The organism is Gemmata palustris (assembly GCF_017939745.1).
Lineage (GTDB): Bacteria > Planctomycetota > Planctomycetia > Gemmatales > Gemmataceae > Gemmata > Gemmata palustris.
On sequence record NZ_JAGKQQ010000001.1, the window covers coordinates 6,120,122 to 6,138,933 of the forward strand.

Below are 18,812 nucleotides of genomic sequence, written 5' to 3' on the forward strand. Positions count from 1 at the left end.
CCCACCAGCCGGTCTTTGGCTTGCTGGTAGGCCCGGGGCTTGCGAGGCATTTTTGGTCTTGTGGGTCTTGTAGGGTGGGTCCGGGCTCTGCGCCGGCCCCTATCCGGTCTTCGACTCGTCAATGAGGAGCTTGCGAGCGCTTCGTTTATATTCGCGCTCGCAAGCAGGTGTGGTGGGTCTGCGCAGAGCCTGGACCCACCCTACAACTACAACAAAGAGCTTGCGGGCGCTTCGTTTGTATTCGCGCTCGCAAGCGGGTGTGGTGGGCCTGCGCAAAGCCTGGACCCACCCTACAAAATCCCAACGAAACCCTTACCCGACCTTCGCGTGTGTGCCGTTCGTGCTCGGCGGCTTGCTCTCGGTGGGTGATTCGCTGGTGAGCTTCGCGAGGTACTCGGGCACCTCCACGCCGCCGATGTCCTTCATCACTTGCATCATCGGCGGCATCATCCGGGCCATGTTCTGAAGGAACGAAGCCGTGCTCGACGTGCCGGCGGCCGCGTTCCCTCCCCCACCACCTTCCCACACCACCACCTTGTCGAACTTGATGTTCGAGATGGCCTTCGCGGAGGCGTCCGCGAGCGCGTCCATGTGTTCGAGCATGAGCAACTGGAACGCGGCCTGTGGGCTGCCGCACGCATCGATGATCTTCTTCAACCCCTCGCCCTTCTTCGCCAGGATCTCGAATTGGCCGCGGGCCTCGGCTTCGAGCTTCGCGTAGATGGTCGCGGCGGCGGCTTGCGCTTCGAGCTTCACGCGCTCCGCAGCGGCCTCGGCGTCCACGATTATCTTCGCCTTCTGAGCCTTCGCGGGAGCTTCGAGCGCGGCGCGCTGTTCGGCTTCGATCTTCTCGGCCTGTGCGAGTGCGGCCCGGGCCATCGCCTTGTTCTGCGCTTCCAGAACCGCGGCTTCCGCTTCGCGCTTCTTCGTTTCGGAAATTTGATACGCCTCGGCGTTCTTCACCGCGAGCGTGGCCTGCGCGCCCGCGATACTGGCTTGCGCAGTGGCCTCACCGCCGATCGCTGTGGCATTGGCTTCAGCCAAACGCACGCGCTTGTCGCGGTCGGCCTCGGCGATGCGCGATTCCCGCTCGAACACGGCTTGCTGCTCGCCGACCTTCTGGTCGCGGTCGAGTTCGGCGATGCGGATCGCTTGCTGGCGCTGCGATTCCTTGATGAGCGTTTCTTGTTCGAGCAGCGCGGTCTGCTCGCCGACCTCCCGGTCCTTGTCGAGTTGGGCGACCTTGATGGCCTGCTCGCGGGTCGCTTCGCGGGTGCCGATCTCGCGCACCTTCGTCGCGTTCGCGACCGAGATGGCCCGCTCGCGCTCGGCCTCCGCGACGCCGATCTGCCCCTTCTTCTCTTGTTCCGCCACGTCGATTTTCGCTTGCTGGATCGCGACCGCGGCCGCCTTCCGGCCGATGGCCTCGATGTAGCCGCTCTCGTCCGTGATGTCGGTGATGTTCACGTTGATGAGCACGAGGCCGATCTTCTTCAGCTCCGGTTCGAGCGACTTCTGCACGCTCTCCAAGAACTGGTCGCGGTTGCGGTTGATGTCCTCGATCCGCATGGACGCGATCACCTGCCGCAGTTGGCCGAAGATGATGTCGCGCGCCTGTTCCTTGATCTCCTGGGTGCCGAGACCGAGGAGCCGGATCGCGGCGTTCTGCATCGTTTCCGGGTCGGTGCCGATGGCGACGGTGAACACGCTGGGCACGTTCACGCGGATGTTCTCGATCGAGAGGGCGCCCTTGAGCGGCACTTCGATCTGGATCGGGTCGAGGTTGAGGTAGGCGTAGTCCTGAACGAGGGGCAGCACGAACGCCGCACCGCCGTGGACGCACTTGGCCGCGTTCCCGCCGCCGGTCTTACCGTAGATCACGAGGATGCGGTTCGAGGGGCAGCGCTTGTAGCGCCTCACGAGGAGCATGAGGAGGCTGAAGAGGACCAGCCCGGCGGCCAGTGCGGTGACGACCGGCCACGGGACGTCCGCGAGGTTCGGGTCGCCGGATTTCGATTGAGCGAGGAGAGCGAGCGACAACATGATGTAACTCCGGTTGGGTGCGGCATCAGGCCGCTTCGACTTCAACGGTGTCCGAGTTGATTACGGCGACGACTTTGATCGGTTTGCCGGTCGCGAGTTCGGTGCCCGCGGTCATCGCCTGGCACTCAACGGTGCGGTTCTGGAGCGCGAGGTGAACTTTCCCCGAACCCTCTTTCGCGCCGGGGACGCGCAGGTACACGGTACCCGTACAGCCGACCGAGCGCTCGACGCGAACGGTGCCGTCGGCCTTGAGTTGCTTCAGCGTGTTCATCGCGGTCGCGACGAGGTAGAAGGTGGCTGCGCCCGAACCGAGGGCCGCGCCGAAGGCCGCGAGTTCGCTCGCCCCGTAATAGCGCGCCGTCAGCCCACCGAGACCGAAGAACAGCAGCCCGGACGTGAGGGTCCGAACGGACAACATCCCGAAGAACCAGTTACTAACGCCTTTTTCGTGCAGCCCGTCGTGGGCGGTATCGTGACCCGTGTCGTGATCGGTATCGTGATCGCCGCCGAACCCGATCATCCCCGCAACAAGCAGACAAACAACGAGCGTGCCGCCCGTAACCGCACAAACCAAGAAAATCGTTTCCATAATGGTCTCCGCCGGAGATTTCCGCTCGCACCCTGACGAAAATCGAGCGCTGCTACCCGGGCATTCGTTGGAACACCCTGATGATTTGAGAAGTTCGGGGAGGAGTCAACGAAAACCCGCAATCTGCCCAATCGAACGAAGCTTCACAACCGAAAAAAACGACAGAACACGGGCAATCGGCGGCCGGGACATTCATTCGCGCCAGACACGCGGCGTGGTATCCTGTCAGCCATGAAAACCACCATCGCGCTCGCCCTAACCCTATCCAGTGCCGCCTTCGCGCACGCGGCCGACCCTACCCCAAGTAAATCCGTGGACACGTCGTTCCTGAAGAAGTTCGCGGAGACGCGGCGGTTCATGTTGGGCCGCCCGCAAAACCCCAAAATCGCGCCCGATGGCAAGACGGTGCTGTTCCTCCGCGCCGAGGTCGACAAGCCCACGCTCAAGCTGTTCGAGTTCGATGTCGCGACCGCGCGGACGAAAGAAATTCTCTCTCCGGAGTCGCTGCTCAAAGGAAGTGCGGAGAACCTCACGCCCGAGGAGAAGGCCCGACGCGAGCGGATGCGGCTCTCCGCCGGCGGCTTCGCGGACTTCCACTTCGACAAAGACGGGACGAACATTCTTCTGCCGCTATCGGGCAAGTTGTTCGTGTACGAGCGCGCGACCGGGAAGGTCACCCAACTGAAGACCGGCGAGGGCGGCTCGGTCGTCGATCCGAAGTGGTCGCCGGACGGGAAGAAGGTCGCGTATGTTCGCGGGTTCGATGTGTTCGTGTGCGACCTCGCCACAAACACAGAGACCGCGGTCACGAAGGGCGGCACCGCGATCAAAACGCACGGACTGGCCGAGTTCGTGGCGCAAGAAGAAATGGGGCGGTTTACCGGGTACTGGTGGGCGCCCGATGGCAAGCACATCGCTTACGAAGAAGCCGACCACACCGGCGTCGAGACGTGGTTCGTCGCGGACCCGTTCAAACCGGACGCGAAACCGGCCGAGCAGTTCTACCCGCGCCCGGGCAAGAAGAACGTGAGCGTGCGATTGGGCGTGGTTCCAGTTGGGGGCGGGAAGACGGAATGGGTCGCGTGGGATCGTGAGAAGTACGAGTATTTGGCCGCAGTCAAGTGGGACAAGCGGGGCGGATTGACCGCTCAACTTCAGAGCCGCAAGCAAAACAACATCGCACTGTATCAGGTTCAACCGGGAAGCGGGGAACTGAAGTTACTACTCAACGACGACACTCCCGGGGCCTGGACCAACTTACGGGGGTCGTTCCCGTGGTGGCTCGATAGTGACCGCTTTTTGTGGATCACAGAAAATGACGGCGACGCGCGGCTCGCCCTGTTCGATCTCACACGGCCTTCCGAGAAGCCGGCGCGCTTCATCACCCCGTCCGACCTTCAAGTGACAGACATTGCTCAGCTCGATGAGAAAACAGGCGGCTTGCTCATTCAGGCAACGGACGACCCGTCACAGTCGAAGCTGTGGGCCGTCGGTACCAACCGGCCGGACGGCTCGGTAATCGCGCAAATCGACCGCACGGCCGCTCCAGGTATTCGCACAGCAGTCTACTCACCCGACATCAACATTAGCGTTCAGACCACGACCACACTTCAGCAGATGCCGAAATCCGTGGTGGGGTTTGAAGGCAATCGTGCGCTGGGCGAGTTACCGTCCGTCGCGATCGAACCAGACATCAAACTGAACGTGAAAATCGAGAAGGTCGGCGACTACTGGACCGCGGTCGTGCGGCCCCGCAACTTCGACCCGAAGAAAAAGTACCCGGTGATTGTGGACGTGTACGGCGGGCCGAAGCACCTGCACGTTGTCCAGGCGATGCGGAACTGGCTCGTCCCGCAATGGCTCGCGGATCAGGGGTTCGTTGTGGTCGCGGTTGATAATCGCGGAACGCCCGGCCGCGGGCGCGAGTGGGAGCGGAGCATCTACCAGAAGTTCGGTACCGTGCCCTTGGAAGATCAGGTGAAGGGGCTGAACCTCCTGTGCGCCAAGTTCCCGGAATTGGACAAGGACCGCGTGGGGATCGTGGGGTGGTCGTTCGGCGGGTACATGGCCGCGAACGGCGTGCTCCGCGCACCGGAAGTGTTCAAGGCCGCTGTTGCGGGCGCCCCGGTCACCGACTGGGAGGACTACGACACGCACTACACCGAGCGCTACATGGGCTTACTTCCCGAATCCAGAAAGCAGTACGACGACGCGAGCCTGCTCCCGCTCGCCAAAGACCTAAAGCGCCCGCTGTTGCTGGTCCACGGCACCGCGGACGACAACGTGTACTACCGCCACACGCTGAAGCTCTCGAACGCACTGTTCCGTGCCGGCCGCGACTTTGAATCACTGCCGTTACCGGGCGTCACGCACATGTACACGTCCGACCCGGTGGTGATGGAGCGCTTGTGGGCGAAGACCGCCACGTTCTTCAAAACTCACTTGGGCGAACCGAAGTGAGGATTAATTGTGATTCGGAGTGAGATTTCGGGACGAAAACGGCTCTTGAAAGGGTGTGCCATTGCGTGGACGGTGGCGCACCTCTTCCCAGACTATTCATGTCGGCGGGCTCTTCTTGTCGCAGAAAAACTCGCTGACGGGAACGCAACCAGCGATGACTGGTCGGCTGCTATCTCGCAATGCGGTGCGCACCTCTATCACCTGCGAATGACGGAGGACGCGAAAGTTGCAGCCGACATGGTGTGTTGGATTCACCTTTGTGGTAGAACACCGCCCGATCAACTTTACGAACGACTACTACACACCGCGGCAGGCGCACTCGCCCGACCAACCCAGGAGCGAGATTATTGGCTGAGCCATTTTCAATCTCTTTTTAACGATATTGAAACACATTCAGGACCATTTTCTCCATCGTGGCGTACCGGAACTGTCGGATCACTTGCTCGTGTAATGTACGAGTCACGCGACTTCAGCGCGATGCCGATCCTGGCCGACGCACTTCAGGACGCCGGCTGCGACAACGCCGACATTCTTTCTCACTGCCGCGATACGTCGCTGACACACGTCCGCGGGTGCTGGGTTGTTGACCTCGCACTCGGCAAGCAGTGACGTTAATCTCACGGTGAGGAGGCTCATATGACTGCTAACCCACCCCCATCATCGGAACGCTCGCGCCGGTTGACCCGAGAGCAGTATTACGAACTCGGTAACCGCGGCTTCTTCGACGGTAAGCGGGTCGAACTCATTTTCGGAGAGGTCGTCGAAATGAGTCCGATCAACTGGCCCCACGCGCTCGGTGTAGGACTCGTCACGGACATACTCCGGGTTGCTTTCACACCAGACTACTGGATCAACGTCCAGCAACCGTTCTCGGTGTTGGGCTTGGCTTTTGGTTCGGAACCACAACCGGACGTGGCCGTAATTCCGGGCACGAAACGAGACTACACCGATCACCCGACCGTCGCGGCCCTGATCGTCGAAGTCGCGGACGCAACCCTGTCTAACGACCTCACGACGAAGGCCGAACTGTACGCGACCGCGCACGTCCCCGAATATTGGGTGTTGGACGTGGCGAACCGACAACTCCACGTCTTCCGCAACCCGGCGCCTCTCGCCGCCGGATTAGACGCCACGGCCTACGGCTCGCACGCGACACTGGCACCCACAGACACCGTTTCGCCGCTCGCGGCCCCCGGCGCATCGATCCGGGTTAGCGATCTTCTGCCGTGAACACGAACCACCGCGTTGTCGCGGGGCGCCGCGTCCACTATGCTTATTAAACGAGCGAACTTGCAGACACTTTCGGGTGCCGGGTGAGTGCGCCACGGAGAGGTGGCAGAGTGGTCGATTGTGCAGCACTGGAAATGCTGTGTACGGGAAACCGTACCGAGGGTTCGAATCCCTCCCTCTCCGCTTGACGGTTCACATCACGCGCCCCGATGTCATTCCCGCGAACCCGTTTCGCCGGGTTCATAGTCCCACTTCACAGAATCATAATTCGTCCGTGACACGTTCCGCACAGAACACGGTCTCCGGGCACGAAATCCCTTGCGATCGCCAGAACCGGACCTTACGTTAAACCCTGTTCCAACGATCCCGTCACCCGGTGGCGAGTACCGCACCGTTCGCACGTTCCCAACACAGCACGAGGAGAAGGTACGACACCGGCCCGTCCGAGTTCTATTCCCGCTCGCGGCTCCGTGCCCCGTAGAGACCGATAGAGGAAGCCCCTAATCGCTATGGCAAGTTGGCCGACCCAATCCGACTACAAGGACGCGCTCCAGAACCCGGACACCGCGTTCCGCGACCCGGACCTGCGCCAGAGCCGGGCGGAGCGCAGCCCGATGGGGGTTCCGCGCGCGCGGTCGGGTGCGTTCGCCAGCGTGTACAAGATGACCGGGCCGAAGGGCGTGGTCGCGCTCAAGTTGTTCAACTTCCCCAACGAGGACCGCGCGCGGCGCTACCGGGCCGTTTCCGATTACCTCGAACTCACGCTCGGCCCCAAGAAGCCGCCGTGCGTGGTCAAGTTCCGGTACCACGCGGACGGAATCCGGGTCGGGAAGCTGTGGTACCCCACGCTCACGATGGCCTGGGTCAAAGGCGTGTCCCTCGGCGAGTGGGTGCGGCAAGCCGTCGAGCGCAAGGGGCCCGGCCTCGCGGACGTCCGAAAGATGGCCGATAGCTGGGTCGCCCTCACGGAACAGCTCCGAAGCACGAAGATCGCGCACGGCGACCTCCAGCACGACAACATCATGGTGGTGGGCGACGCGCCGGTGCTGGTCGACTACGACGGCATGTGCGTGCCCGCGCTCGACCCGGCCGACCCGACGAAGAAGCTCGAACAACTCGAATTCGGCAAGCCCGCGTACCAGCACCCGGCCCGGGCCGTCGAGCGCCTCGGCAGCACCCTCGACCAGTTCTCGGCGTGGGTCATCTTCATCGCCCTCCGCGCGATCGTGGCCGACCCGCAGTTGTACGCGAAGTACGTGCTCAAGACCGATAACGAGAACCTGCTGTTCACGCCGGCCGACATGCAGCACCCGGCCGCGTCGGAACTGTGGCCGGACCTGATCGCGTGCAAAGATCCCGAGATCAGCGGATGGGCACGGGCACTGCGGGAATCACTCGACAAGCCGTTCAACAAGATCCCCCCGTTCACGCTCGATCCGTTCGTCCGGTTGCGGAAGCTCGCCGGGGCGGGCACGCGCGACTGGGTTCAGATCGAGGCCGAAACGGAGCGCCTCAAGAAAACCGGTAAGGACGTACCCGTGGACCTCTGGGACCGGGTGAACCCGGTCGGCGCGCTGAGGGAACTGTGCGCGGCGCGGGTCAAGGATTGGGTGAAGATCGCGGGCGAGGGCGAACGGCTGCTCGCGACCGGGCGCTTACTGCCGACCGATGTGAAGCCCGTGTACGAGGGCGCCCGCAAGCGCGTCGCCGCGCGCAACGCGGTAAAGAAGGCCCTGGATGATCGCAACCCCCGGGCGGCCGTAACCGCGTACCAGGCGGCTCTGATCGACGACTGGGCGGACCCGAAGCTCGTTACGGGGGCCAAAGCCGCGGCCGAACAGGTGCCCCTGCTTAACGAGCTGAAGGCCGCGGTCGCGGCACCGGGGGACGGTCGGGCACTCGTGAAACTCTGGGACGCCCACGCCCCGAAACTCGCGACCGTTGCGGAAGCGCGGATCTACGAGGCGGCCGCGGCCGGGTGGCGCACGCGCATCAAAGCGGCCGACACCTTCCTCCGCGTGTTCGCCAAATCCCCGCAGACCGAGCGCGAGGTTGCTGAAGCATGGCAAGCCGTTCTCGCGGCCGGGCCGTTGCACCCCAGCGTGACCGAAGTACACCGCCAGCGCGGAACGGATGCGCTCCGCTGGTGGCCGCTTTTGGAGCGGCTCCGGCGCTTACCGAATGCCGCAGCCCACGAGAACGATACCCAGTTGCTCACCGCCTGGGGAAACGGTTCCGCGCTCGCCGGGTGCGCGGAGGCGATCCCGTTCGCTCACCGCGCGATCGAAGCGCGCGAGCGGGTCGCGCTCGTGGACGCGCTCGAACGCGCGATCAAACAGGCCGAACAGGGCGGTCCCGAAGACGCCGTCGTTGCGGCCGCGAAAAAGTTGCCCGCGGGCTACCCGCACCCGCACGCGAACCGCGCCGGCGAGGGGTCCGAGGGGCTCTGGCTCATGGCCGAAGTCCAGCGCGCGATCGACCGCCCGCGCCCGTCGGACCGCGCGATCGCCGCCGCGTATGACAAGCTCAAAGAGAAGAACCCGCGGCTCGCGGACCGGCTCGAGCGCGTGAACCCGGCGCTGTACGCCGAGGGCGAGAAGGCAACTCAGCGGCGGCAGTTGCTCGACCGGTTCGCGCGCATCGACGCCGAAGAGCTCCGCGTGGACAAACAGGACCAGAGGTGGCTCGCGCTGTGGTCCGAGCACGGCAAGGCACTCAGCGACCGGGCCGACCGCGAGGAACTCCGCGCCCGGCTCACTCTGGCCCGCGACCGGCTCGAGAAATGGAGCAAGATCGCCGAAGCGCTCGCGGCCCGCGACGTGTTCGCGCTCCGCAAGCAGTTCGCAGCCCACAGCGCGGCCCTCGCCAACTACCCGCCGTTCGCGGACCGTCTGGGCGAGATTCAGGAACTGCTGGCGCGGGCCGATCGGATCACCAGTATCCAGCAAAAGATCGACGCGACGGCCGCGCTCGCGCCCGACGACCTGGCGTTTCTGCGAGACAATCACAGCGTGTTCGATGCGGACACCAAATCGGCGATCGAAACTCAGGTGCGTGCGCGGTTGGCCGGCGAAGCGCGGCTCGTGCCGGCGTTCCCGGCGTATTCGAGCGCGGGCAAGCGCGGCGGACTGGTGAAAGCGTGTTGGTCGTGGGGCGGGCACGGGCTGATTTCGCACTGCATCGTCGCGGTGGACGGGCGCCGCTTCCTCGCGGACCCGTCCGAGGCGGACCCGTATTCGCGCATCAACTGTCTGCCCGAGAACCACCAGCGCGAGGGCGGGGGAATCACGCTCGTACCGCCCAACGGTGCGCCGCAGGCGTATGTGACGATCTGGCCGGTCGTGGAATTGGGGTGGAAGACGATCTACGGGGCGCCGTTGACCATCGGTCCCGTGCCCGTCGGTAGCACCAGCCCGAGCGCGAGCCGGTGGTGATTCGGCGGGCGGGCCGCGCCAATTCCTTCAGCACGTCATCCGGTCAAAGTTCACTCCGCGGGAAGCGCCTTGCCCTTCGCGGCGAGGAGGCGCCCGAGTTGATCGGCGCTCAGGCGCGGATCGTCGGTGAGCAGCGCGCCGAGTTCCGTTAAAACGAAGTCTTCCAAATCGTCACCGGCCCAGCCCTCGGCAATGAGCTTTCCGCCGACGTGTTCGAGCGCACGGTCGCGGAGCTTGTCCGTGCGCCGGGTGAGCGTGCCCTCGTTCAAATTGAACAGCTTCGCGGCCTCGCGCTGGCTCAACCGGTACCGCCACCGGAGGCCGAGCAGCAGGCGCTCGTCGTCATCAATGGTGCCGAGCCACTCGCGCGCCGCGGAGACGAACGTCTCGTGCCACCGGTCCGAACCGTTCGCCTTCGGCGCGTCCATCGGGAGCGCGATTTCATCGTCCGGGAGGGCCGTGACACCGGTGGTCTGGCGCAACTTCGAGAGGTGCCAGTTCTGGAACACGCGGATCAGCCACGGGGCCAGCGGGCGCTGGCCGTCGTACCGCGCGAGCACGGGGAGCGTGCCCTCGCTCTCGGGCGCGATCAGATTGCTCCAGAACTCCGTTACGGCCGTGTCCTGGCGCTCTTCGTTGCGCGGGTAGAGGCGCACCGCTCGGGCGCGGAGCGCGTCCACGAGCAGGCAATCACTGCGCCCGGTGCGGGCGTTGAACAGCGCCTCCCACGCGGCGTTCTGCCCGTCCAGGCACCCGACGCAGACGAGCCAATCGACCGCGTACAGGCCCTCCAGGTACCCCGCCCAGGAGAGCGGGCCGGGGGCCTTCGGGAGGAAAATGCGGAGCGTGCGCTGGAGGTGCGTGAGGAACGCCGGTTCGGAGAGCTTGACTGCGGGCATTTGGAGCCGCGCGAAGTGGTAGAGCAGCGTGACGCGGCCCTTGTCCGCGGGGCTGAGCGGCGGCAGTTCCGGGGGTGCAATCACGGCCAATCCAGGGAGCGGATGAATCTCAAGACAAGGACATTCTACGCGCCCGGAAACGGCTTGCGCGGGCCGGGCGCCTCCACACTATTTTCGTCTCTTTCCGCGCCCGGGATTTGAGTTTCGCAATTTCTTTTTACCGCGGTGTGAACATCAATATCTGCACGTTCGAGGGGGCGTTCGGGTCCGGGTCGGTGGGCGAGAGATTCATTCCCATTCCCAACGGAATGATCTTGCGCCGGGAAAAGGCGCCCAGTTTGTGGGCACCGGCGGCCTTCAGGTACTCGGCCACCACCTCGGCCTGTTTCTTGGTTAACTCCTGTGCAACAGCGGACGTCGTCACTTTATCTTTCGGGTCGTGGAACCCGACCACGACGATTTCGGACCCGGCCGCTTTGTTTCCCTTGAGAGTGCTCGCCACGCCGTCCAGGTGTCGGCGGCCGTCACCGGTGAGTGTGGCGGTACCGGGCTCGAAGACGTCTTTGGACTGATAAAGCATCTGCGTGCGGGACATCGTCGGGCGGACGAGCAGGGCCACGGAGTCCTCGACGTAACTGCGCACGATCGGCAGTTTGCTCAGCGCTTCACTTCCCTGCTTCACGGACTTCAGTGTATCGCGGCCGTCGGAGACGAACCCGCGGAGATTGCCCATCTCATTTTCCATCGTGCCCACGGCCTTATCCGTTCGGCCGACCAACTTGCGCAAGTCACCGAGCGTTCCGCGCGCGTCCTCGTACAAATCGTCGTCGCGGATGAGTTTCGCGAACGTGCCGTTGCTCTCCTCGACGCCGCTGATGAATCCCTTCGCCGCCGCCACGGTTTCGCGTGCTTCCGAAGCGAGCAACTTCACCTCGGAAGCGGTGCCCTTCGCTTCTTTCGCCAGGTCGCGCACTTCGGCGATCGCGTCTTCGAGCGCGAACGGCTTCACGCCCCGGAGCCGGCCGTCGGCGAGAGCCCCTTTATTCGGGTCGCCGGGTTGAATGCTGATAACCTTCGAGCCCAGCATCCCGGTTCCGTGGATCTGAGCCGAAGCGTTAGAGTACAATCGGCTGGCGAACTTTGCTTGCAGGCGCATTCGGACGGTCACTTCCGCGCCGGGGCCGTCGTGATCGGGATATTCGACCGTAATTACCTGCCCCGCGTCCACGCCGCGGATGCGCACCGGCGTACCCGGGGTAACGTCGTGTGCTTCGGGGAACCCCGCCGTAACTTCGACGGTGTCGGCCCACAATCCTTGTTTGTCGGCGATGCGCGCGACGCCGTAACTGCCCAGAGCGAGCGCGGCGACCACCACCAACCCTAACGTGACCGCCTGCCAGCGCGAAAGCGATTGCGACACGACACAGCTCCCCGAAATTGGTTCCGCGGCATTATACTCTTCGACGTGTCGCCCCGCGGATTACCGTTGTACTTCGGCGAGAAAAGACGATCGGCGGCGTGGACAACCACGCCGCCGATCGTGAAATCAGGTGCGTACTACCAAGCACTGACGTTCACACTTCCTCTGGCCCCTGCTCGTAACCAATGCACACGGCCGCCCGCACCCACTCCCATTCCGCTGTTTCTCCCCGAAGAAACCACCCGGCCTGAAGTTCCGTCTCCACGTCACAGAACTCCCGACCCCGATATTGCGATTGGGCGCGCGCCCCGTACCGCATCGCCCGCCGCAAAGACGCGGGGTCGATCGATGGTGGCTGTACCACCTCCTGGAACAGATTGATTGTCAAATCGGTCGCGTCGTCGGAATTCCTCGACATGAGCGACTCCACTGCGTGGGGGTGAATACAGACCGAAACATGCGAATGGGGTGCCACATTTAAGGATCGGCACTCCGTTCGCATCACCGTGAGCGTCGAATTGGCGAAAACCTCATCCCTATTCGGGAGAAAACCATGCGGCTCATTAGCGGCTTGTTCCTGATCGCGTTGATCGCTGTTCTCGGCGTTCTGACTTACGAAAACTCCAGCGTCACGCGCGTGAATGCGTGGTCGTGGAACTGGGACGTACCGCTGCCGCTGCTCGTGGGGAGCGTATACGTACTCGGCATGGTGAGTGGATGGTGGCTCATCGGGCTGACAAAGCGTTCCTGGCAACGGGTGACCGAACCCGACCGCGCCCGAGCGTGAAATCGAAGCACCGCCGTCGGTCGCATACATGATTAAACGTCGAGGGGGCGCAAAGTTTGCGCCCCCTCGACGTTTCGACGACTCGGTTCACCCCGCGCCAATGATCTGGCGGAACTCGTCCTCGTTGATGATCTTCACCCCGAGCTCCTTTGCCTTGGCGTGCTTACTACCGGGGTTTTCGCCGAGTAGCAGGAAATCCGTCTTCTTCGACACGCTCCCGCTCGCCTTCCCGCCCGCGTCCTTGATCGCGGTCTCGATACTAACGCGGTCGTAATTCACGAGCGTACCCGTAACCACGATCGTCTTGCCCGCGAGAGGAAGCCCGCCGACCGGCGCGGCCTTCTTGTCGTGCGTCATCTTGATGCCGAGTTCTTTCAGCTCCGCGATGAGCTTCTGACCGTTCTCGCCGTCGAAGTACGCGCGCAGGTACTTTGCCCGCTCCGGCCCCCAACCCTTCACTCGTGCCAGATCTTCCGGCTTCGCGGCGATGATGAGGTCGACATCGGGGAACTCTTCGACGAGGTCGTCGGCCATCTTCTCGCCGACGCTGTAAATCGCCAGCGCCGGGAGCAGTCGAGCCAGTCCGCGGTCCTTACTCGCAGCGATCCCGTCGAGTAGCTTCTGAGCCTTGGTGTCTGCGAACTTCTCCAGTGCGAGGAGCTGTTTCTTGGTCAACCGGTAGAGGTCGGCGACCGACTTCACCAGCCCGGATTCGACGAGTTGAATCGCGACCTCGCGGCCAAGTCCATCAATCTCCATTCGCGTTTTGCGGGCGTAGCCTTCGAGTCGTTTCCACATCCCGCCGGAGCACGATTCCGAGTTACCACAAATGAAGTTGTAACTGCTCGCGGATTCTTGCTTGACGACCGGTCCGCCGCACTCCGGGCAGTTCTCCGGCCACGTGATGACCTGCTCTGCACCCGTGCGGTCGGCCTTGATGACGTCCACGACTTGCGGGATGATCTCGCCCTTTTTCTCGACCACGACCGTGTCGCCGATTCGGACGTCCATCTCCGCGACCCACGACGCATTGTGCATGCTCGCGTGCGTGACCGTGGTGCCGGCCAGTTGCACCGGAGGGTCGAACGTCGCGACCGGGGTCAGCTCGCCGAACTTCCCGATGTGGAACACGACCGCGCCGAGCTTCGTCGTCCCCTGCTCGGCCTCGAACTTGAACGCCCGCGCCCACTTCGGTACCTTCGCCGTGTACCCGATCCGCTCGCGCTGCGCCCAATCGTTCACCTTCACCACGATGCCGTCGGTGTCGTAGGGCAACTCCTTCCGCTTCGTGTCCCACTCCTTGCAGTACGCGATCACCTCATCAATGCTCGCACACAGCCGCTCGTGCGGGTTCACGGGGAACCCGAACTCCTTGAGTTTCGCGAGCATCTCCGATTGCTTCTTGATGACCAGTCCGTCGATCGCGCCGGACCCGTAAGCGAACATGCTGAGCTTCCGCTTCGCGCACTCGCGGGGGTCGAGCAGTTTGAGCGTACCGGCGCTGAGATTGCGGGCGTTCTTGTACGGCTCCTGTTTGTTCTTGGTCTGCTCGGAATTGATTCGGGCCAGTTCGCTGCGGGTCATGTAGACTTCGCCGCGCGCCTCGAAGATTGTCGGCGGGTTGGCGGTGTTGAGTTTCAGCGGGATGGCGGCGATCGTCTTGACGTTGTGCGTCACGTCGTCGCCGACACTTCCGCTACCGCGCGTGGCCGCGAACGCGAGCTTGCCGTTCTCGTAGGTGATCGACATCGACACGCCGTCGATCTTCAGTTCCACGACGTATTCCACAACCGCGCTCGGCCCGAGGGCTTTCTTCACGTCCGCATCGAATTTCCGCAAGTCGCCCTCGTCGTAGCTGTTCTCGATGGACAGCATCGGCACCTTGTGCGTGACCTGCTTGAACCCCGGGATCGGCGCCCCACCGACGCGCTGCGTCGGGCTGTCCGGGGTGACGAGTTCCGGGTGCGCCTTTTCGATGGCGGCGAGTTCCTGGAGCAACTTGTCGAACTCGCGGTCCGAAATGACCGGCGCGGCTTCGACGTAGTACAGGTGGTTGTGGTGATCGAGTTGCTTGCGGAGTTCGGCCGCCCGGTCCGCGGGTGCGACGGGCGAAGCGGTAGTGGTTTTGGCCACGGGCGGGAACCTCGGTTGGTGTGTGTTTCAACACCGGGATTGTGCCGTGAAAAATAGGCGAGAGCAAGCTTGGGAGTTGTTCAAGCCACGGGCGAATTGGTCGCCCAATTTTCCGTGTGTAGCCCCGGCACCGCAGAGAGATCGGAATCCGTGGTGACAACGGTACACCTGCCGAGCACGAGCGCGATTGCGGCAATCTGGATGTCAATCTGCTGCATCGGGCGCCCGATGCGCCGTAGTTCGGCGGCCAAGCGCCCGTATTCTTCTGCGGCATCGTTCGCGTACGGCCAGATCTTCAGCGACGGCAACGCAGCGCGAAGTTCGCGAAGTGCTCGTTCCCGTGATGCACTGTGTTCTGCACCGTAGTGAAGTTCTCCGAGAACCGGAACGCAGATACCGATAACGTTCCCCTTTCACACTTCATCCCGGGCGCGAGCGAAAACCGGATCGCGGCGAGCGATGTACGCTCCAGCAATGCCGGTGTCGAGGAGGTAACGTTTCACTCCCACGATTCCGCGGCCTCCTGATTCCACTTTTCCCACTGACTGAGTTGAAACGCCTTATCTTCCGCGCGCATCTTCTCCCACTCGGCGAACTCTTCCGGCGTCATCCAGGCTTGAAACTGGTCCATTAGCGCGAGGCGCTTTTCAATCGCTTCGGGACTGTTGCCATCATCATCGGGAAGCGACTCTTCCACACTCGGCGCGACCAGATCAACAACCACTCGCGTTCCATCGGGTAAGTCGGGTGGTGTGTCGAAAACGACTTTACCACCGCGAATCGTTCCGTGAATTGTGCTCATGCGTTGCCCTCCCGAAAACTTCGCCCTCATTATACCACAAGGGCGGCCTCGACTCCTCGGAGCCAGAAGCCGCCCTCGATTGCGCGTCACGGAGTGATTATCGGCGGAAAGTTTGCTTGCTGAACTGACCCGAGAGCGGGTTGTAGACCGTGCCGGTGTACTTCGACTTGTGCGTGAACGGGTTGGTGAAGTGCCCCGTGCGCTGAACCGAACCGATGACCGGTTGCAGTTTCGCAGCGGCCGGAACAAAGCCCCCACCACGGGGATCGACAACCGCCGTGCGCGTGGTCGTCCCGCGCGTGCCCACTTTCGATGGCGACAATCCGCCCGCGCTGGCAGTGCCTGCAAATACCAACGTCACCAGCGCCGCAATCAGCGTGTTTCTCATGGCTCCGCCCCCTGTGATGTCACGTCCGCCCCAACTTCACCATCTTTCGACCGGGAGCGGCACCAAAAGCAAAGCCTTCCGATCGCGGGTGCAATCAGAAGGCGGGAGCAGTTCGGTTTGTGCGAGCTGGCGCGAATACCTTGTTACGCGACCCAGTTCGCGTCCGTCGAAGTGAACGCGACCAGCTCTTCCGGGGTGAACCACAGCGCGATTTCGATCGCGGCGTTCTCGGTGCTGTCGCTGCCGTGAACGAGGTTGTTCTGCACACTCAGCGCGAAATCCCCGCGGATCGTGCCAGGCGCCGACTTCGCACCGTCGGTCACGCCCATGAGGTTACGGCACACCGCGACCGCTTCGCGCCCCTCCCACACCAGCGCGACCGTCGGCCCGCTCGTGAGGAACGTGAGCAGGCTCTCGTAGAACGGCTTGCCCTTGTGGACGGCGTAGTGCTTTTCGGCGAGCTCGCGCGACACCTGCACCAACTTCAACCCCGCGAGCCGCAAACCCTTGCGCTCGAACCGAGTGATGATGTCGCCGACCAACCGGCGCTGCACCGCGTCCGGCTTCAACAGAATGAGGGTTCGTTGCATGGCGGGTCTCATTTTATTTGGGAGAACACAACGTCGCGTACCGGTCATGGTGCGGAACGGGCGCGGGTTCGTCCACCGACGACGGAGTTCCAAGTTCCCGAACCCCGAGTTCCGGGTTCAAAACGCCCCATAACTTCGCGCCCTCGGTCTTCAACCTGGAACCCGGGAAAATCGTTCAACCATTCGCTTCGGTCTTCCCTTTTTTCGCGCGCACCGGTATTCCGCGGGTCATGAGGCCGCACTCCCGCTCGACCCGTGTCGCGTTTCGCAGTGCGGTGGGTGCGTCCGTTGCCATTCACGTTGTCGTTGCAATAGCGCTTTTCGTTCTGTCGCGCTCCGAAGAGCAAAAGCCGCGCGAAGCGGCGATCAACACCCGCGCTTCGGCCGACCCGGACGTGCGGATGCGCTTCACCGAGGACGCAGCCGGAGTCGAGGTCTCGCCACAGCCGGTTCCACCAACGCCTCCGACACCGACACCACCAAGCACGACTCCCGAGATCACACCCACGAAACCCGCGCCCACCGCACCACAACCGCCCGAAGCATTAACGGGTACGAGTGCGGATCAGGCGCTGTCGGCGGGACCGTTTAAACCCGCTGTGCCCAAGGCACTTCCGCCCGAACTTGTTGCGCTGATCCGCAAACCGGGCGCGATCACGACTTCGCCCCCCGCGCCTCCATCAGCTGTCCACGACCCCAACGTGAAGCCCGCGAGCGGCATCAGTGGAGCGAAGCCCGGTACATCTGCCGCGCGCGCGATACACGGCGCATTGGGTCCGACGCAAACGGTGGTGTACGTCCTCGACACTTCGGGCAGCATGGGTGCAGCGGGGAAATTCGATGCGGCCCGTGCCGCGCTCGTCGCCACACTCAAACAGCAGCCCGCGACCGTGCGGTTCCAGGTGGTTGTTTACGACAGCAGCGCTTACCCGCTCCTCGCGTCCAACGGCACCGCGCTAGCCGCGACCGACGCGAACGTCCGCGCCGCGACCACCGCACTCGCGGCACTGAACTCGCGGGGGAAGAGCAACCACCTCGTCGCGGTGCGTACCGCGCTCGACTTCGGCCCCGACATCATCGTGCTGCTCACGGACGCGGACGACCTGACCGCCCGTACTCTCAAACCTGTGTTGTCATCAGTTCCGAAACCGCCCCTGGTCTGTGTCGGACTTGTCACCGCGGAGGGCGTACAACAGCCACGCGAGTTGAAATAACGGAGGCGACATGCCGAGCAAGCTCGTTTCGTGGCCGCGCCCGCATTTCGTACCCGGGGGCGGTGACCCGTTCCTGTTCTTCGTGGTGTTCGGCGACTTCGATCTGACCAAGCCGTTCAGTGCGCTAAAGTACCGCTCCCACGGCCCGGGTACGTGGTTGGAGGTCGTTCGGCTCACCCGCGCCGAAGCCCCGACCGAGGCCGCGGAGTACCAGTCCGGCCCACTGTGGGAACAGATCCGGCGCGACGCGCCGGTAACGGCATCTGAAGCGGAACGTGCCCCGCACACGGTGGTCGTTCGCGGCACTGCGACCGATCCGAACACGCTCGACTACTTCCGCGACGCGATCGGCGTCGTCTCGTGGCTGCTCGATTGCGGCGGGACGTCGGTTTACGACCCGCAGCGCTTGTGGTTGTGGTCCGCCGACGAGTGGCGGGACGAAGTGTTCGCGCTGGGCGAATCGCAACCGCTGGCCCACACCGTGATCCTGGTGTCGGACGACGACAAGCCCGAAACGACGTGGCTCCACACGCGCGGGATGCGCCAGTACGGGCGCCCGGACCTGAGTGTTCGCGGCGTCGGCCCGACTCACATTGATGCGGTCACGGAGATGATCGAGCGCTTCACCGCGTTTCAGGCGCTCGGCGGCGTGATTAGTGAGGGCGAAAGCATCCGAATGGAAGCGCTCCCGCCGGGCGGTGTGTGCCACCCGCGCGGGACCCTCGAAGACCCCGATTTCAACAACGTTCACGTCGCAATCGAGTGGGCGAACGGTGCGATTGGGGACTAAAAGCGTCACAGGTCGCAGGTCCGGAAGTCGTAA

Annotated in this window: 17 protein-coding genes and 1 tRNA gene; 8 read left to right on the forward strand and 10 right to left on the reverse strand. The window is 63.5% G+C overall.

Going from position 1 to position 18,812, the window contains the following annotated elements; translation table 11 throughout:
• Positions 1–312 precede the first annotated feature (312 nt).
• Positions 313–2,043, reverse strand: a complete 1,731-nt coding sequence (locus J8F10_RS25425; protein ID WP_210658741.1) for a flotillin family protein — start codon at positions 2,041–2,043, stop codon at positions 313–315.
• 25 nt (positions 2,044–2,068) lie between these two features.
• A complete protein-coding gene (locus tag J8F10_RS25430; RefSeq protein WP_210658743.1) occupies positions 2,069–2,632 on the reverse strand; it encodes a hypothetical protein in 564 nt (187 codons plus the stop codon).
• Positions 2,633–2,863: 231 nt separating this feature from the next.
• Here J8F10_RS25430 and J8F10_RS25435 point away from each other — a divergent pair, with 231 nt between their 5' ends.
• From J8F10_RS25435 to J8F10_RS25455, 5 genes are all read left to right on the forward strand, one after another.
• Positions 2,864–5,092: a S9 family peptidase gene (locus J8F10_RS25435; RefSeq protein WP_210658745.1), complete on the forward strand. Its 2,229-nt coding sequence runs from the start codon at positions 2,864–2,866 to the stop codon at positions 5,090–5,092.
• Between the two features lie 450 nt (positions 5,093–5,542).
• A complete protein-coding gene (locus J8F10_RS25440) occupies positions 5,543–5,701 on the forward strand; it encodes a hypothetical protein (protein ID WP_210658747.1) in 159 nt (52 codons plus the stop codon).
• Between the two features lie 27 nt (positions 5,702–5,728).
• A complete protein-coding gene (locus J8F10_RS25445) occupies positions 5,729–6,322 on the forward strand; it encodes a Uma2 family endonuclease (RefSeq protein ID WP_210658749.1) in 594 nt (197 codons plus the stop codon).
• A 96-nt stretch (positions 6,323–6,418) separates the two neighbouring features.
• Positions 6,419–6,505: transfer RNA gene (locus J8F10_RS25450), tRNA-Ser, on the forward strand.
• A gap of 326 nt (positions 6,506–6,831) precedes the next feature.
• Positions 6,832–9,756, forward strand: a complete 2,925-nt coding sequence (locus J8F10_RS25455; protein ID WP_210658751.1) for a hypothetical protein — start codon at positions 6,832–6,834, stop codon at positions 9,754–9,756.
• 50 nt (positions 9,757–9,806) lie between these two features.
• Here J8F10_RS25455 and J8F10_RS25460 read toward each other — a convergent pair whose 3' ends face one another.
• From J8F10_RS25460 to J8F10_RS25470, 3 genes are all read right to left on the reverse strand, one after another.
• Positions 9,807–10,739 (reverse strand): RNA polymerase sigma factor, encoded by a 933-nt coding sequence (locus J8F10_RS25460; RefSeq protein ID WP_315854162.1) that lies wholly within the window; start codon positions 10,737–10,739, stop codon positions 9,807–9,809.
• A 133-nt stretch (positions 10,740–10,872) separates the two neighbouring features.
• The gene (locus J8F10_RS25465) at positions 10,873–12,075 is read right to left on the reverse strand and encodes an MlaD family protein (RefSeq protein ID WP_210658755.1); all 1,203 of its coding nucleotides are present in this window, start codon (positions 12,073–12,075) and stop codon (positions 10,873–10,875) included.
• Between the two features lie 154 nt (positions 12,076–12,229).
• Positions 12,230–12,493 (reverse strand): hypothetical protein, encoded by a 264-nt coding sequence (locus tag J8F10_RS25470; RefSeq protein ID WP_210658757.1) that lies wholly within the window; start codon positions 12,491–12,493, stop codon positions 12,230–12,232.
• Between the two features lie 135 nt (positions 12,494–12,628).
• Here J8F10_RS25470 and J8F10_RS25475 point away from each other — a divergent pair, with 135 nt between their 5' ends.
• Positions 12,629–12,862, forward strand: coding sequence for a hypothetical protein (locus J8F10_RS25475; RefSeq protein WP_210658759.1), 234 nt, complete (start codon positions 12,629–12,631; stop codon positions 12,860–12,862).
• An 87-nt stretch (positions 12,863–12,949) separates the two neighbouring features.
• Here the strand turns inward: J8F10_RS25475 and ligA are convergent, their stop codons facing one another.
• The 5 genes from ligA to ndk form a co-directional block, all read right to left on the reverse strand.
• Positions 12,950–14,995: an NAD-dependent DNA ligase LigA gene (gene ligA, locus J8F10_RS25480; protein ID WP_210658761.1), complete on the reverse strand. Its 2,046-nt coding sequence runs from the start codon at positions 14,993–14,995 to the stop codon at positions 12,950–12,952.
• Positions 14,996–15,075: 80 nt separating this feature from the next.
• Positions 15,076–15,396 carry a type II toxin-antitoxin system VapC family toxin gene (locus J8F10_RS39255; protein WP_315854240.1) on the reverse strand — a complete coding sequence of 107 codons (321 nt, stop codon included), beginning with the start codon at positions 15,394–15,396 and terminating at the stop codon, positions 15,076–15,078.
• A gap of 98 nt (positions 15,397–15,494) precedes the next feature.
• Positions 15,495–15,797 carry a hypothetical protein gene (locus J8F10_RS25490; RefSeq protein ID WP_210658763.1) on the reverse strand — a complete coding sequence of 101 codons (303 nt, stop codon included), beginning with the start codon at positions 15,795–15,797 and terminating at the stop codon, positions 15,495–15,497.
• 97 nt (positions 15,798–15,894) lie between these two features.
• Positions 15,895–16,185 carry a hypothetical protein gene (locus J8F10_RS25495; RefSeq protein WP_210658765.1) on the reverse strand — a complete coding sequence of 97 codons (291 nt, stop codon included), beginning with the start codon at positions 16,183–16,185 and terminating at the stop codon, positions 15,895–15,897.
• Between the two features lie 143 nt (positions 16,186–16,328).
• Complete coding sequence (gene ndk / locus J8F10_RS25500; protein WP_210658767.1) at positions 16,329–16,775, reverse strand: nucleoside-diphosphate kinase; 447 nt, start codon at positions 16,773–16,775, stop codon at positions 16,329–16,331.
• 230 nt (positions 16,776–17,005) lie between these two features.
• Between ndk and J8F10_RS25505 the strand changes: the two genes are divergently transcribed.
• Entirely contained in the window at positions 17,006–17,989 is a 984-nt protein-coding gene (locus J8F10_RS25505) for a VWA domain-containing protein (RefSeq protein ID WP_210658769.1), read from the forward strand.
• Positions 17,990–17,999: 10 nt separating this feature from the next.
• Positions 18,000–18,779: a hypothetical protein gene (locus J8F10_RS25510; RefSeq protein WP_210658771.1), complete on the forward strand. Its 780-nt coding sequence runs from the start codon at positions 18,000–18,002 to the stop codon at positions 18,777–18,779.
• Positions 18,780–18,812 lie beyond the last annotated feature (33 nt).

Bases quoted from the DNA above. Each gene is read 5' to 3' on its own strand.
- J8F10_RS25425 (WP_210658741.1), bottom strand. From the start codon at position 2,043: ATGTTGTCGCTCGCTCTCCTCGCTCAATCGAAATCCGGCGACCCGAAC.
- J8F10_RS25430 (WP_210658743.1), bottom strand. From the start codon at position 2,632: ATGGAAACGATTTTCTTGGTTTGTGCGGTTACGGGCGGCACGCTCGTT.
- J8F10_RS25435 (WP_210658745.1), top strand. From the start codon at position 2,864: ATGAAAACCACCATCGCGCTCGCCCTAACCCTATCCAGTGCCGCCTTC.
- J8F10_RS25440 (WP_210658747.1), top strand. From the start codon at position 5,543: ATGTACGAGTCACGCGACTTCAGCGCGATGCCGATCCTGGCCGACGCA.
- J8F10_RS25445 (WP_210658749.1), top strand. From the start codon at position 5,729: ATGACTGCTAACCCACCCCCATCATCGGAACGCTCGCGCCGGTTGACC.
- J8F10_RS25455 (WP_210658751.1), top strand. From the start codon at position 6,832: ATGGCAAGTTGGCCGACCCAATCCGACTACAAGGACGCGCTCCAGAAC.
- J8F10_RS25470 (WP_210658757.1), bottom strand. From the start codon at position 12,493: ATGTCGAGGAATTCCGACGACGCGACCGATTTGACAATCAATCTGTTC.
- J8F10_RS25475 (WP_210658759.1), top strand. From the start codon at position 12,629: ATGCGGCTCATTAGCGGCTTGTTCCTGATCGCGTTGATCGCTGTTCTC.
- J8F10_RS25490 (WP_210658763.1), bottom strand. From the start codon at position 15,797: ATGAGCACAATTCACGGAACGATTCGCGGTGGTAAAGTCGTTTTCGAC.
- J8F10_RS25495 (WP_210658765.1), bottom strand. From the start codon at position 16,185: ATGAGAAACACGCTGATTGCGGCGCTGGTGACGTTGGTATTTGCAGGC.
- ndk (WP_210658767.1), bottom strand. From the start codon at position 16,775: ATGCAACGAACCCTCATTCTGTTGAAGCCGGACGCGGTGCAGCGCCGG.
- J8F10_RS25505 (WP_210658769.1), top strand. From the start codon at position 17,006: ATGAGGCCGCACTCCCGCTCGACCCGTGTCGCGTTTCGCAGTGCGGTG.
- J8F10_RS25510 (WP_210658771.1), top strand. From the start codon at position 18,000: ATGCCGAGCAAGCTCGTTTCGTGGCCGCGCCCGCATTTCGTACCCGGG.